Origin of the sequence: Polynucleobacter sp. Adler-ghost (genome assembly GCF_018688495.1) — a bacterium.
GTDB lineage: Bacteria > Pseudomonadota > Gammaproteobacteria > Burkholderiales > Burkholderiaceae > Polynucleobacter.
Genome location: NZ_CP061320.1, coordinates 805,225 through 819,176, shown reverse-complemented (window position 1 = coordinate 819,176; position 13,952 = coordinate 805,225). Strand labels below are relative to the sequence as shown.

The following is a 13,952-nucleotide window of genomic DNA, read 5'->3' as shown; positions in this document are numbered from 1 at the left end:
AGCTGAGACCGTGTCAAAAATTGAATCCACACTCGATAAGGCAGTTGCCAAGCTTCTCAAGCTAAAAAACTGGGTCATGACCCGTCTGTGCGCTCTTTGGAAAAAAACTTCCCCGCACCTGAGTAAGCTCAAAAAAATTGACTACCCCACAGTCAAAGCATTTACTCTGAAATACAAGTGGCGTATTTTGATTGTGCTGGTCATTTTGTATGCCGGTTCTAAAACCTATGACTATTTTTTCCCAGCTCCTACTAAAGGCGGCGGTGGACCTCAAACCATTACCAGCGTTGTAGCTGAAAAGAAGGATGTCCCTCTCATTATTGAAGCCACTGGCACGATTATCTCCAATAGCATCGTTGATATTCGCCCAATGATTACTAATACAGTTAAGACCATCCACGTAAAGGATGGGCAAGAAGTCAAAGAAGGTGAACTCCTCTTTACCCTAGATGATCGCAACGACCGCGCTAACTATGAGAAGTTAAAAGCCTTGGCAGATGACGCGCAAAAACAATATTTACGCGCCAAGGAACTGGTAGAGAAAAACTTTATCTCTAAGGCAGGATTAGAAACCTCCCTCGCCAATGCAAAGTCGGCTCAGGCGGCTGCTCGGTCTGCTGAAGTTCAACTCTCTTTTGACTCAATTCGCTCACCGATTAACGGAAGAGCAGGCATCATCAACGTCTTCCCCGGCTCTCTAGTGCAAGCAAGTAATGTCGTAACAACTTCAACAAACTCAACTGCTACCTCGAGCGTAGGTTCGATGGTCACAATCACGCAACTTAACCCAATTAATGTTCAGTTTGTAATTCCAGAAAAGGATATTCCCATCATCCTGGAAAATAAAAAAGATGATGCGCCTTTAAAGGTAAAAGTGACTATTGGTGATACTGGAAAAAATACTTATGAAGGTCATGTTCTGGTGATCGATAACCAAGTTGACCCGTTAATTGCGGCAGTTCGAGTTAAAGCACAAATTCCGAACGATAAATTGGAAATACTGCCTGGGCAATTTGCACGCGTTTCGCTCAATGCCAACACCTTAAAAGACGTGATTGCCGTTCCCACTCAAGCCATTGTCATCGGCCCTGCTGGGCGTCTAGTATATGTAGTTGATAAAGACGATAAAGTCACCGCAAAGCCGGTGAAAGTACCCTATGAGTACCTGGGCACCTCAGTCATTACTGGAATTAATTCTGGCGATCGCATTGTGGTTGAGGGTAAGCAGAATTTACGCACCGGTAGCAAAGTGCGTGAGGCAAAAGCTGCTAAATCAGAGAAGCCCCCCGCCGATAAATCTACTGCCGCTGAACCAAAATGACGCTTTCTGAGTTATGCATTAGACGTCCCGTAATGACAGTATTGCTGTCTATTGCAACTGTCATTGCTGGGGGTGTTGCCTATTTTAAGATTCCAGTAGCCGCTCTTCCTAGTTTCAATACGCCAGTTATTTCTGTATCGGCCAGCTTACCTGGCGCATCACCTGAAATTATGGCCTCGGCTGTTGCGCTGCCACTCGAAAAAGAATTTTCAACAATTGATGGCATCAAAGTCATCAGCTCCACTAACTCACTTGGCTCAACGAGTGTCACCCTTGAATTTACAAGTGATCGTGACATTGATAAAGCAGCCGTAGATGTTCAAGCAGCTCTCTTACGGGCCCAGCGCCGTTTGCCAATTGAAATGACGGTACCTCCTTCTTATCGAAAGATTAATCCTGCCGATACACCCGTATTAATTGTGCGCATGAGCTCCCCATCAATCAGCCTCTCTGAAATGAACGCTTATGCAGAGAACCTGATGTCCCCAAACTTATCCACTATTTCTGGGGTTTCACAAGTAATAGTATATGGAGCAAAGCGTTATGCAGTGAGAGTAAGCGTGAGGCCAGATGCTTTGGGTAATCGCAATATCACCATGGATGAGGTGGCAGCTGCAGTCAACAAAGCCAATACCAATAGCCCGGTTGGAACCCTTGATGGACCCCGCCAGCTCATCACCATCTATGCCAACCCACAACTAGTGTCAGCTCAAGAATTTGGCAACCTGATCGTTGCCCAGCGTAATGGATATCCAATTTATCTCAAAGATGTTGCTGACGTACAAGAGAGCTTTGAGGATGTAAAGACCTTTGCCTCGGCAAAAGGTGAGCGCTCAATAGCGATTGCCGTACTACGCCAACCAAATGCCAATACGGTTGAAGTTGTTGACTCCATTAAAAAACTATTGCCTTCTCTCAAAGCGCAAATGCCGGAATCTATTCAGTTAACACTGATTAATGACCGATCGCTTTCAATTATTGAGTCGATTCATGATGTCAATCTCACACTGCTTCTCACTATCGCACTCGTTGTCTTAGTAATCTTCCTATTTCTAAAGCATGTTTCTGCAACTATCATTCCATCCATTAGCTTACCGATTTCCCTGATCGGTGCATTCTTTGTTTTCTACTTTTTGGGCTATAGCCTCAATAACATTTCATTGCTGGGTATCACTCTTGCTGTTGGCTTGGTGGTAGATGATGCAATCGTAGTGCTAGAAAACATCATGCGGTATGTTGAAGAAGGCATGGATCCATTAAAGGCTGCTTTAAAAGGCAGTAAAGAGGTTGGCTTTACGATCATCTCAATCTCCATATCTCTGGTGGCAGTATTTATTCCACTATTTTTTATGGCTGGTCCAATTGGCCTTCTCTTTAGAGAATTTGCCGTTGTGGTAACGCTATCAATTCTAGTTTCGGCTGTTGTCTCATTAACAGTAGTGCCAATGTTATGCAGCCGCTTTTTGCCAAAACCTGGTGAGCACCCCAAAGAATATGAAATCACAAAGCAGTTCGATCGCGCATATGAGTGGACTTTAAAAAAGTATGTCCACTATTTAGATTTAGCCTTAGCGAATAGAAAGAGAGTGTTATACGGGGCGTTAGCCAGCTTTGTCATTACTATTGCCCTCTTTGTTTATAGTCCAAAAGGATTCTTTCCGGAAGAAGATATTGGTCAATTACGCGTGACCGTGGAGGCCTCTGAAGACACCTCCTTTAGAGCGATGATGGCTTTACAAGATCAGGCTGCGAAAGTGGTTGATAGCGACCCTAATGTGGCAACCTCAATCTCTATTCTTGGCGGTGGCCAAAGTTCTGGCCGTAATACCGGAAGATTCTTCATCATTCTCAAGCCCAAGAATGAGCGCCAAAAAATGAGCAAGGTGATGGAGGGGCTTAGATCCAAGTTCAAAGAAATTCCTGGTATTCAGGTCTACATGAGCCCGGTACAAAATTTACAACTAGGTGGTCGAAGCAGTAAAAGCCGCTATCAATTTACCCTGCAAAGCGTTGGCTTTGAAGGTGTCAATGAATGGGCTGAGAAATTGTTGCAAAAAATGCGCGCTGATCCAATTTTTAAGGATGTCACTAGTGACTCGCAATTAAAAGGTTTGAATGTCAAAATTGAAATTGATCGGGAAAAAGCTGCCAGTGCGGGAGTGTCCATTGCCGATATCCGTACTGCCCTCTACTCTTCCTTTGGTGAAAGGCAGGTATCCACCATCTATACCCCTGTCAATACCTATTATGTGATTTTGGAAACAGCGCAGGATGATCGTCAATTTGAAACAGACTTGAATAAGGTCTTCGTTCGGGGTAGAGCGACAGATAGATTGATTCCGCTATCCAGTCTGGCGAGCTTTGTCAGAACTGTGGGACCCACTGCAGTAAATCATCAGGGTCAAATTCCAGCGGTAACGATTTCTTTTAACCTCGCTCCAGATGTTTTCTTAGGGAATGCAACAAAGGCAATCGATGGCTTTGTTAAGGCAGTTGATTTACCACCTTCCATCATCACGAGCTATGGTGGTGATGCAGCCGTATTTAAAGATAATCAATCTGGTCAGGTCATTTTGCTATTGGCTGCACTGGGGGTTATTTATATCCTGCTTGGCGTTCTGTACGAGAGCTATATCCACCCTCTCACCATTTTGGCTGGCCTGCCCTCCGCAGCGATTGGTGCAATTTTGTCCTTGCGCATCTTCGGATTTGAGCTAACCGTTGTTGCTTCGATCGGCATCTTGCTGCTCATTGGTATTGTGAAGAAAAATGCGATCCTAATGATTGACTTTGCCTTGGATGCTCAGCGCAACCAGGGCATGTCGCCAGAGATGGCTATTCGTGAGGCTTGCATCTTGCGTTTTAGACCAATCATGATGACAACGATTGCCGCTCTGATGGGTGCCCTACCAATTGCATTAGGTTTAGGCGCAGGCGCGGAGTTGCGTCAACCCTTAGGTATCAGTGTGGCCGGTGGTTTGATCTTCTCGCAATTTGTAACACTCATTATTACCCCCGTGATCTATTTGTATCTAGATAAGTACTCGGGTAACGGACCCCTTGAAATACCTCCATCTGTTTTAGAAGGCACCTAAATGCGTCAAGTTATTCTCGATACTGAAACCACCGGTCTTAATCCCGCTACAGGCGATCGTATTATTGAAATTGGTTGCGTTGAGATGGTAGGTCGTCGCCTAACCGATCGCACCTTTCATTACTACATTAATCCTGAACGTGATATCGATGCTGGTGCCTTTGCAGTGCATGGACTCTCTCGTGAGTTCCTATCCGACAAACCCGTATTCTCCAATATCGTGGAAGAGTTAATTGAATTTGTTGATGGGGCTGAAGTAGTTATTCATAATGCAGCGTTTGACTTAGGCTTTCTTGATAACGAATTTGCACTCCTAAAGCGCCCAGCTTTTAGGGGCCTTGCCTCCAAAATTACCGATACCCTACTCGATGCCCGCCAAATGTTCCCGGGCAAGCGTAATTCGCTTGACGCCCTCTGCGAACGCTTTGCGATTAGCAATCAACATCGAACCTTGCACGGCGCTTTATTGGATGCCCAATTATTGGCTGAAGTCTATGTAGCCATGACGCGTGGGCAAGAAGACTTATCGATTGACCTCATTGATTACACCGTTGGTACTGACGCCTCAGGACAAACCAAAGCCCTGCCTACCAAACTCAAAATGGTGACAGCAAGCGAAGAAGATTGCCAATTACATGAAAAGATCTTGGCTGACATTGCCAAGGCAAGCAAGAAGGATCCTGTTTGGAGCCCCTCTACTATTGCTGGCTAATAAATATTGCTCATTAGCTGATAGCGCGGCGTATTTCATCCGCCTTTGGCTTAGACCCTGTAACAGATTCTGTATCGTGCTCGGTCGTATTTTCAATCGTCTCGATAAGCGCTTCTTGCATTCGAATATTATCTTTCGGACAAATAGGCGCGCCATAAGTAGCCCACTTTTTTAATAGCGTGACCTCATATCCACACTGGCTACACTTGGCTTTATTGCGACTCGCATTACTCGGCCTTGGGGGTGGAAAAACAATTGCCTGGTGTGGATATGGCCCAAGCTCTTGACTAATCATCATGAGACGCACCATCAACTCTTCAGTCGCATGAGCCATTCTGGCGGGACCTTCTAAACCAACAGTCTGCGCAATGCCCTTGAAGTCCTCTCCGTGGCCACTAAAGCAGTCGTCCACGGCATGACATAGCTCATGCACCAAAGTATCTAATAACTGAACAGGATCATCCAACTTAGGCGAAATAAAGATCTCGTTAACTCCTCCACCAGAGCGCTCGCGCGGCCAACATTGACCCAAGGTTGTTCTAGGGCTACTAGAGGCTGGAAAGCCACAAGATACTCTCACTGGAGGTATGGCATATCCCGCCTTTGAGAATACCGGCTCCAAATGTCTTACAGCATCTTCTAACCAAGATTCTCTTACAGAGTGTTGCTTCATTTGTCGATCACTTAATCAAGCTTGATATTGGCGGATTTGATTGCTTTATCCCAATAAGGCAATTCTTTTTTCAACAAGGCATCCATCTGAGAAGGCGTTAGATAACGCAACTCAACACCTGCCGCATCAGAACGCTCTTTCACTTCAGGTAGAGCAAGACTTTTCTTAACAGACTCGGTCAGCTTAGTAATGACTGGTGCTGGCGTGCCCGCTGGCGCATATAAAGCTACCCAAGATTCCAATTGAAATGTAGGCAAGCCTGCTTCGGCAGTCGTAGGCACATTGGGCATGCCAGGGTGACGACTTTTACCAGTCACAGCCAAGCCTTTCAGCTTTCCACTTTGTACGTGTTGCATCACCGAAGGTGGTGTCGTAATAAATACTTGCACCTGACCTGCTAATACATCCTGGATTGCAGGGCCAGAACCTTTGTAAGGAACATGAACAATATCTACACCTGTATTTTGCTTAAAGATTTCAGTCCCAATATGAGATACCGAACCATTGCCCTGAGAGGCGTAATTAAGCTTTCCAGGATTGGCCTTAGCATAAGCAATTAATTCTTTTAAGTTATTCACAGGCACTGAAGGATGCACTGCAATCACATTCGTAGAAACTGTGAGGAGCCCAACTGGAGAAAAATCTTTAATTGGATCCCACGGTAATTTATCCATCAAGGAAGGATTGCCAACGTGATATCCAGAATACGAAATCAGCAAGGTATATCCATCGGGCTTGGCCTTAGCAACATATTGATAGGCAGTATTTCCGCTAGCACCTGGCTTGTTATCCACAATCACAGGCTGACCAATCACCCGAGCTAAGGGCTCACTCAATAAACGCGCCGAGGTGTCTACTAGGCCTCCAGGCGGGTTCGGAACTACCAAGGTAACTGGTCGATCCGGAAATGATTGGGCTTGAACAAAGTGAGAGCCTAATGCAATGCTAATGACGGCTAAAAAACGATAGATGAGTTTGATTGATTTCACATTGATCTCCAGGAACTGGGTTTTATTTGTGCTTAGTTAAGAATTATCGCTGCCCTACTTTGACATCACCAAAAATGGCCTGGGCTTCACGCGGTAAGCAACGCCAGTAACGCTCATTAGAAGGCACGATGCCACCCAAGGCCGCAGCAGCCTCCCAAGCCCAACGGGGTTTATATAAAAATGCCCGTGCCAGAGCGATTAAATCCGCATCCCCTTTTTGCAAAATATCTTCAGCTTGCGTAGGCTCGGTAATCAAGCCAACTGTCATCGTTGGAATGCCGGACTTGTCTTTCACAATCTTGGCAAATGGCACTTGGTAATTTGGTCCAATCGCAATCTTTTGCAATGGAGAAATTCCCCCTGAAGAGATGTGAACAAAATTACATCCCAAGGGCTTCAGTCGAGCAGCAAAATTAGCCGTTTCTTCGGGTGTCCAACCACCCTCAATCCAATCGCTTGCAGAAATGCGGATACCCAAGACTCCTTGATAGGCCTTTCGTACCGCCGCAAATAACTCCAATGGAAAGCGGATGCGATTTTCATAAGAGCCGCCATATTCATCCGTGCGTTGATTGGCGATTGGCGATAAAAATTGGTGCAAGAGATAGCCGTGGGCACCGTGCAACTCAATACCATCAATCCCAATCCGCTCAGCCCGCTGCGCCGCAATAACAAATGCGGCAATGAGCTCAGATAACTCTGTTTTTGAGAGTTCGTGTGGCAAGCGCTCATCTTTTAGCTGTGGAATAGCTGATGGTGCAACCATGTCCCAGCCGCCCTGCTCCTTGGAGAGCAATTGACCGCCAGCCCAAGGGCTTGCACTTGAGGCTTTGCGACCAGCATGTGCCAACTGAATGAATACAGGGGTGGCTGGAGCTAAACTCCGGGCTCTCGTGAGCTTGTCTTTCAGGGCCGCTTCTGTGCGGTCATCCCACAGACCCAGGCATACAGGGGTGATACGTCCCTCAGGAGTCACCCCAGTGGCTTCAATAATGAAGAGTCCTGCGCCACTATTCAGGAGATTACCCCAGTGCATTAAATGCCAATCCTGAGCCTCTCCATTGACTGCAGAGTATTGGCACATTGGGGCCACAACAACTCGGTTTGATAGGGTTAGAGGCCCTTTAGGGGAGCTTAGAACATAACTGGAGAATAAAAGACTCATTTGCTTACCTTTAGGGCTGAAAAAGCGTAAAACTAGCTAAAGCGATAAAATAGATTCAGTAGAATAAACGAGACCACAAAGTTGTGCGGAATCTAGCCCAAGCATCTTTATTGAACCCAAAACCAGACAATAGAATATTAAGTAAATCACTATGAGCGCACCCCAAGCTTTTACATCAAAAGAAGATATTGGCCATTTCGTTGGCGGTAAAGTCGTTAACCCAAAAGATGGTCGTTTCGCCGATGTATTTAATCCCTCTACAGGCGCTGTTGCAAGACGCGTAGCCCTAGCTAGCCGCAAAGAGGTTGATGATGTTGTAGCAAATGCTCAGACAGCATTCCAGACTTGGAGCCAAACCTCCCCATTGCGCCGTGCGCGCATTATGTTTAAGTATCTTGAACTACTCAACGCAAACCGTGATGAGTTGGCCGCTATGATTACTGCTGAACACGGCAAAGTGTTTACTGATGCCCAGGGTGAAGTTACTCGCGGTATTGAAATTGTGGAGTTCGCCACCGGCATTCCGGAGCTGCTCAAGGGTGATTACACCGAGCAAGTGTCGACCGATATTGATAACTGGGTAATGCGCCAGCCTTTAGGTGTAGTTGCTGGCGTGACGCCATTTAACTTCCCTGTCATGGTGCCAATGTGGATGTTCCCAGTGGCGATTGCCTGCGGCAACACCTTCATTCTTAAGCCTAGCCCCACTGATCCATCCGCATCCTTGTTTATGGCAAAGCTATTAAAAGAAGCGGGCTTGCCTGATGGCGTGTTTAACGTGGTGCAAGGCGATAAAGAAGCTGTAGATGCCTTGATTGAAAATCCCGACGTCAAAGCAGTAAGCTTTGTAGGTTCTACTCCCATCGCCAACTATATCTATGAGCGTTGCGCGCACTTTGGAAAGCGCTCTCAGGCCCTAGGGGGCGCTAAGAATCACATGGTAGTGATGCCTGATGCTGATATCGACAAGACGATTGATGCTTTGATTGGTGCGGCCTATGGCTCTGCTGGTGAGCGCTGCATGGCAATTTCAGTAGCGGTTTTGGTCGGTGATGTTGCTGAGAAAATCATGCCAAAACTTATCGAGCGCACTAAGACTCTGAAGGTGAAGAACGGCATGGAGCTCGATGCTGAAATGGGCCCTATTGTTACTAAAGCTGCCCTAGAGCGCATCACTGGCTACATTGATAGCGGCGTTGCTTCTGGTGCAAAGCTATTAGTAGACGGTCGTGGTTTGAAGGTGCCAGGGCATGAGAATGGCTTCTTTATCGGTGGCACACTGTTTGATAACGTGACCTCCGAGATGAAGATCTATTTAGAAGAAATCTTCGGGCCAGTACTATCTTGCATGCGTGTAGCGAACTTCACTGAAGCACTCAATTTAGTGAACTCTTGTGAGTTTGGTAATGGTGTGGCCTGCTTTACAAGCGACGGTAATATTGCCCGTGAATTTGCTCGCCGCGTACAAGTGGGTATGGTTGGTATTAACGTACCTATCCCCGTGCCAATGGCTTGGCATGGTTTTGGCGGTTGGAAGAAATCCCTCTTTGGCGATATGCATGCCTACGGTAAAGAAGGTGTTCGCTTCTACACCAAGCAAAAGAGTGTGATGCAACGCTGGCCTGAGAGTATTGCCAAGGGCGCAGAATTTGTGATGCCGACTTCGAAATAAATTCTGGTCCGCAGAGAGGATCTGTAAATGACAATAGCGACCCTCGGGTCGCTATTTTTTTATCGTATATTTTCGATTCAGTAGCAATACTAGGCGGGAATAAGATAGCGCCTCTCAATAGCCCGAGCGAACAATACAATCACCGATACTAGGACTAGATAGACTAAGGCGGCCAAAAAATAGGCCTTAAAGAATTGGAAATTGGTCGCAGCCAACTCTTGAACCCGAGCAAAGAATTCGGTGTACTGAATCAAGAAGGCCACCGAGCTATCTTTGAGATTCGCAATCACTTGATTGGTTAATGCTGGAATAGATAGTCGAATTACCTGTGGCAAAGTAATCAAGCGAAAGATTTGCAAAGGACTGAAGCCCTGAGCACTCGCCGCCTCTAGCTGACTTTTATCCAATCCGTTAAAGGCAGTCTTGAGATATGCCGCATTGTATGCTGCTACGTTGAATGTAAATCCAATAAATGCGACTGTGAATGGAGAAAGTCGCACGCCCCACTGTGGCAAACCGTAATACATTAAGAACAATAAAACGATTAGGGGCATACCAATAAAAAAGGAGATATATGAATTAATAGCTCTACGCACATATTGATTTTTACTCAGCGTGAGATAAAACACGACGATGCCTAAAAGCAATCCTGAAACACTAATCAAACCTGCCAATTGCAAAGTCTTCACTAGCCCCGTCAAAATCAAAGGCATTTGCTCCGTGAGATCACGAGCGAAGGATGGCCACCCTCCCATTAACGCTTCTCCTCGGCACCAAAGAAGGCTTTAATATCTGGATCAGAATGTTGACTCAATACATCGATTCGATCATCAGCCCGAATGACGCCACGATCCAAAAACATTACGGTATCCGCAATATTGCGTGCCAAGTTCAGGTCATGGGTGACGCAGATCATTGTGATCCCCTCCCCATGTAAGCGGTTGATGAGATCAGCAACATCTCTAGACATAACAGGGTCCAGTGCTGAGGTAGGCTCATCGAGCACTAAGACTGCCGGATCCATGGCAAGCGCACGGGCAATAGCCACCCTCTGCTTCTGTCCGCCAGAAAGCTGCGAGGGATATTTATTTTGATGGATCGTCATCTCAAAATGGGATAGCTCTTGGAGGGCTTTTTCTTTAGCCTCAGCCTTACCCATCTGATGCAATTTACGTAGACCTAATGACACGTTCTCTAACACGGTGAGATGACTATAAAGGGCAAATTGCTGAAATACAAAACCAATTTGCTTGCGCAACTCGCGGACATCCACGTCAGGATGCAATACCTCTTTGCCTCTAAAAATAATCGATCCCGAGGTGGGCTCAACTAAGCGATTAAGGCAACGTAATAAGGTAGATTTACCAGAGCCAGAGGCGCCCATCAAGACCCGAACATCGCCCTCTTTTAAATCCAGGTTAATGTTGGATAAGACAGTTTGCCCATCAAACTCTTTTACCAAATCCCTCACTTGAATTAATGCCACAGGATTACCTCTTTAAATAATGTAGTACTGGCGCTCATGCTGGAGACATGCCTGGAATTTGGAAACGCTTACTCAGAAGCTGTACACCAACTAAGCAAATTCGGTAAATCACAAAATATAAAATGCCCACAGCCAGATAGACCTCAATGCCACGCAGCGTGGTAGAGGTGAGTGTCATCGCTTGCTTGGTAATCTCAGGGATCCCCACCGTATACGCAAATGGAGAATATTTGAGAACTGAGGTGAACTCATTGACCATGCCCGGCACTGAAAATCGCAGCATCTGGGGTAACTCGATAAACCTGAGAACCTGTATACGAGTCATTCCCATAGCCTGAGCAGCAATCACTTCAGCGGGATCTACTGAGTTAAACGCCCCCCGAAATACCTCGGCTAAATAGGCGGATGCCACTAAACCCAAACTGAGTGCCATCGCCATTAAGGGTGGAACCTTAAAGCCAATCCCTGGTAAACCAAAGTACACCATAAATAGTAAGACCAACACTGGTACACCCCTAAAGACATAGGTATAGCAGTCAATCAGCGGGGTTAACCAGGAAATATCGAGACGGCGTAGGCTTGCTAAAAATAAGCCGACTACTAAGCCTGTTAGTGAGCAAACAAGAGTTACCAGAACCGTATAAGAAATGCCCTGAGCTAACTGGGCAAGAATATCCAGAAAAGTCACAAGGCAGCCTTTTGACTACTGATTGAGTTGTTAATAAATGGAGCTTACTTCATCCACTTATCAAGAATGGCTTTGATTTTTTCTGGCCCCAGTTCATTGAGGTATTTATCAAAATCATCGCGTAGCTTAGAGCCTTTAGCAAAAGCAAAACCTAGCTTATCAAAACCCTTAAATACGTAGCTACTCTGAATCGGCAACTGCAGTTTATTTTCGTAATTTAGAAATACAGGTTCCTCAATAAAGGCTAGGTCCAAATTGCCATTCTGCAGATCGGTAATCACTTCTGCGTATGAGGGGTAGAGCTTAACCTTACTTAATGAATAGTAGCCTTTTGGCTCTAGCTCATTCTTGATGAGGTCATCGTAAGCCATGCCACGTGGATAGCCGATAGAGTATTTCTTCAGTTGATTCAAATCAGTGATCTGAATATTTTTATTTTTCATGCTGACAAGATGCCAAGCATTGTCATAGTAAGGCTGAGAAAAATCCATCACCTCTTTACGCTTATCAGTAATAGAAATTCCTGAGAAAGCCACATCTGCCTGACCGCTTGATACAGCACCCAACATTCCTGCCCAATCGTACGGAGTGACTTTTAGAGTACATCCACGAGACTGGCAGAAGCCCTGGAAAATATCCATATCAACGCCAACAATCTGCCCTTTGTCATCAAATAACATGGGGGGAGATGCAGGAGAAACAGCAACCTTAATTTCTTTGGTATCGGGGGACTTGGAGCAAGCCGCAATGGTGAGCACTAGAACAGCGGCAAACAATGCTAGAAAAATGCGTTTCATGGGGTAATTCTCCTATCCTAATCAATGGTGATATCCAGACTCTGGGTGCACACCAAGTATAGGGGAATTAGGGAGGCGCTGGCTACTGCAAGGTGTTTTTGAAGGCAGGCATCATAGGCATTGCCAATACCTCAATCCCCTCATCACGCAAAGCCTCGGCTTCGTCAAGCGTGGTTTGACCGCGGATACTGCGCTCAGGAGATTCCTTATAGTGAATTTTTCGAGCCTCTTCGGCAAAAGAACTCCCAACGTCCTCAGAGCGCCCCATCAACTCACGTATACCCTTTAAAAAAGCTGCCTGTACCTGCGCCTCTAACTGAGAATGGTCACTACCAGTCAACGCAACAACATCACCACTTAATGTGCCACTGACACCAGCCGGATCCATTGCAGCTGAACTGGCAACGGCAAGCTCAGTTGAAGTCGGGGTATCTTTACTAGATCCTGATTTAGCAATATGGGGAGCCGATGGCATCCGGGAAATCTCCGTGCTATCGCAAATAGGGCACGCCAGTATTCCCTTGTCTTGCTGTGCAAGGCAATCCTCTTCGGAGGCAAACCACCCCTCAAAGCGATGAGACAGTGGACAAGCGAGGTTATAAACTTTCATAAGACCTATATAGGGGCAAAAATACCAAATTCAATAGCCCTATTTTAAGGGATAGTTAGATTAGCCCGAGATAGGCTTAGGACTCACTAAACCGCGACGATAGCGATCCAACCAATAGGTCGCAATCGTTGTTTTGACGTCCGTAATCTCACCCTGCTCTACCCAATCCAATAATTGCTCTAAAGGGGCAGCAAATACATCCAAAAACTCTTCATCATCCAAGTGGCTTTTGCCAGTGACTAAACCTTCAGCGAGATAGATGTCAATAAATTCTGTCGAATACGAAATCACTGGATGAATGCGGCGTATAAAGCTCCATTTACTTGCAGAGTAGCCAGTCTCCTCCTCAAGCTCTCGTTGAGCACAAAGCAATCGATCTTCACCAATCTCCAACTTACCTGCAGGAATCTCAATACAGGCCTTTGCAATGGGGTAGCGATATTGGCGCTCCATCAGTACCCTGCCATCATCTAGGATCGCCAAAATAGCGACTGCGCCTGGGTGAGTAAGATACTCGCGCACCGCCTGATTTCCATCTGGCAGACTCACTTGATCGCGCTTCATATTCAAAAAGATGCCACCGTAAATATCCTCACCGGACAAGCGCTCTTCCCTTAAATGGGCATCGCCAATTGGCAAGTCTTTAAATGATTTTTCAGTCATGGTGCATCTTTCATTAATTGAAGGTCCATCATACAAAATCTGGGTGACAACAAAAGAAAAGGCTCCGATGAGGAGCCTATAT

At 46.0% G+C, this 13,952-nt stretch carries 13 protein-coding genes; 4 read left to right on the top strand and 9 right to left on the bottom strand.

Translation table 11 applies throughout. The features are described 5' to 3' along the window. The first annotated feature begins 10 nt into the window (after nucleotides 1-10). Genes ICV89_RS04290 through dnaQ form a run of 3 tightly spaced genes read left to right on the top strand, consistent with a single transcriptional unit; the run spans nucleotide 11 to nucleotide 5,127 of the window. Nucleotides 11-1,321: an efflux RND transporter periplasmic adaptor subunit gene (locus ICV89_RS04290; RefSeq protein WP_215309994.1), complete on the top strand. Its 1,311-nt coding sequence runs from the start codon at nucleotides 11-13 to the stop codon at nucleotides 1,319-1,321. Beyond that, nucleotides 1,318-4,416, top strand: coding sequence for an efflux RND transporter permease subunit (locus ICV89_RS04285; protein WP_215309992.1), 3,099 nt, complete (start codon nucleotides 1,318-1,320; stop codon nucleotides 4,414-4,416). Before ICV89_RS04290 ends, ICV89_RS04285 begins: the two co-directional genes overlap by 4 nt. Beyond that, a complete protein-coding gene (dnaQ, locus tag ICV89_RS04280) occupies nucleotides 4,417-5,127 on the top strand; it encodes a DNA polymerase III subunit epsilon (protein WP_215309991.1) in 711 nt (236 codons plus the stop codon). A 13-nt stretch (nucleotides 5,128-5,140) separates the two neighbouring features. Here the strand turns inward: dnaQ and ICV89_RS04275 are convergent, their stop codons facing one another. The 3 genes from ICV89_RS04275 to ICV89_RS04265 all read right to left on the bottom strand — a co-directional run bounded on the left by ICV89_RS04275 (nucleotide 5,141) and on the right by ICV89_RS04265 (nucleotide 7,954). Next, entirely contained in the window at nucleotides 5,141-5,800 is a 660-nt protein-coding gene (locus tag ICV89_RS04275) for a SprT family zinc-dependent metalloprotease (RefSeq protein ID WP_215309989.1), read from the bottom strand. An 11-nt stretch (nucleotides 5,801-5,811) separates the two neighbouring features. Next, the gene (locus ICV89_RS04270; protein WP_371817888.1) at nucleotides 5,812-6,750 is read right to left on the bottom strand and encodes a Bug family tripartite tricarboxylate transporter substrate binding protein; all 939 of its coding nucleotides are present in this window, start codon (nucleotides 6,748-6,750) and stop codon (nucleotides 5,812-5,814) included. Nucleotides 6,751-6,832: 82 nt separating this feature from the next. Continuing rightward, nucleotides 6,833-7,954, bottom strand: coding sequence for an NADH:flavin oxidoreductase/NADH oxidase (locus ICV89_RS04265; protein WP_215309985.1), 1,122 nt, complete (start codon nucleotides 7,952-7,954; stop codon nucleotides 6,833-6,835). Nucleotides 7,955-8,105: 151 nt separating this feature from the next. Between ICV89_RS04265 and ICV89_RS04260 the strand changes: the two genes are divergently transcribed. Continuing rightward, nucleotides 8,106-9,626: a CoA-acylating methylmalonate-semialdehyde dehydrogenase gene (locus tag ICV89_RS04260; protein WP_215309983.1), complete on the top strand. Its 1,521-nt coding sequence runs from the start codon at nucleotides 8,106-8,108 to the stop codon at nucleotides 9,624-9,626. 89 nt (nucleotides 9,627-9,715) lie between these two features. On the opposite strand, the gene ICV89_RS04255 is transcribed toward ICV89_RS04260, so the two are convergent. The 6 genes from ICV89_RS04255 to ICV89_RS04230 form a co-directional block, all read right to left on the bottom strand. Further along, complete coding sequence (locus ICV89_RS04255) at nucleotides 9,716-10,381, bottom strand: amino acid ABC transporter permease (protein WP_215309982.1); 666 nt, start codon at nucleotides 10,379-10,381, stop codon at nucleotides 9,716-9,718. Further along, complete coding sequence (locus tag ICV89_RS04250) at nucleotides 10,381-11,112, bottom strand: amino acid ABC transporter ATP-binding protein (RefSeq protein ID WP_215309980.1); 732 nt, start codon at nucleotides 11,110-11,112, stop codon at nucleotides 10,381-10,383. Before ICV89_RS04250 ends, ICV89_RS04255 begins: the two co-directional genes overlap by 1 nt. 34 nt (nucleotides 11,113-11,146) lie before the next feature. After that, a complete protein-coding gene (locus ICV89_RS04245; protein ID WP_215309978.1) occupies nucleotides 11,147-11,800 on the bottom strand; it encodes an amino acid ABC transporter permease in 654 nt (217 codons plus the stop codon). Nucleotides 11,801-11,844: 44 nt separating this feature from the next. After that, nucleotides 11,845-12,597 carry a transporter substrate-binding domain-containing protein gene (locus ICV89_RS04240; RefSeq protein WP_215309977.1) on the bottom strand — a complete coding sequence of 251 codons (753 nt, stop codon included), beginning with the start codon at nucleotides 12,595-12,597 and terminating at the stop codon, nucleotides 11,845-11,847. 82 nt (nucleotides 12,598-12,679) lie between these two features. Then, a complete protein-coding gene (locus ICV89_RS04235) occupies nucleotides 12,680-13,207 on the bottom strand; it encodes a DUF1178 family protein (protein WP_215309975.1) in 528 nt (175 codons plus the stop codon). A gap of 60 nt (nucleotides 13,208-13,267) precedes the next feature. Beyond that, the gene (locus tag ICV89_RS04230; RefSeq protein ID WP_215309973.1) at nucleotides 13,268-13,870 is read right to left on the bottom strand and encodes an NUDIX domain-containing protein; all 603 of its coding nucleotides are present in this window, start codon (nucleotides 13,868-13,870) and stop codon (nucleotides 13,268-13,270) included. Between the last annotated feature and the right edge of the window lie 82 nt (nucleotides 13,871-13,952).

Excerpts from the sequence above, each read along its gene's own strand:
- ICV89_RS04240 (WP_215309977.1), bottom strand. The coding sequence starts at position 12,597 with ATGAAACGCATTTTTCTAGCATTGTTTGCCGCTGTTCTAGTGCTCACC.
- ICV89_RS04275 (WP_215309989.1), bottom strand. The coding sequence starts at position 5,800 with ATGAAGCAACACTCTGTAAGAGAATCTTGGTTAGAAGATGCTGTAAGA.
- dnaQ (WP_215309991.1), top strand. The coding sequence starts at position 4,417 with ATGCGTCAAGTTATTCTCGATACTGAAACCACCGGTCTTAATCCCGCT.
- ICV89_RS04260 (WP_215309983.1), top strand. The coding sequence starts at position 8,106 with ATGAGCGCACCCCAAGCTTTTACATCAAAAGAAGATATTGGCCATTTC.
- ICV89_RS04265 (WP_215309985.1), bottom strand. The coding sequence starts at position 7,954 with ATGAGTCTTTTATTCTCCAGTTATGTTCTAAGCTCCCCTAAAGGGCCT.
- ICV89_RS04235 (WP_215309975.1), bottom strand. The coding sequence starts at position 13,207 with ATGAAAGTTTATAACCTCGCTTGTCCACTGTCTCATCGCTTTGAGGGG.
- ICV89_RS04230 (WP_215309973.1), bottom strand. The coding sequence starts at position 13,870 with ATGACTGAAAAATCATTTAAAGACTTGCCAATTGGCGATGCCCATTTA.
- ICV89_RS04285 (WP_215309992.1), top strand. The coding sequence starts at position 1,318 with ATGACGCTTTCTGAGTTATGCATTAGACGTCCCGTAATGACAGTATTG.
- ICV89_RS04255 (WP_215309982.1), bottom strand. The coding sequence starts at position 10,381 with ATGGGAGGGTGGCCATCCTTCGCTCGTGATCTCACGGAGCAAATGCCT.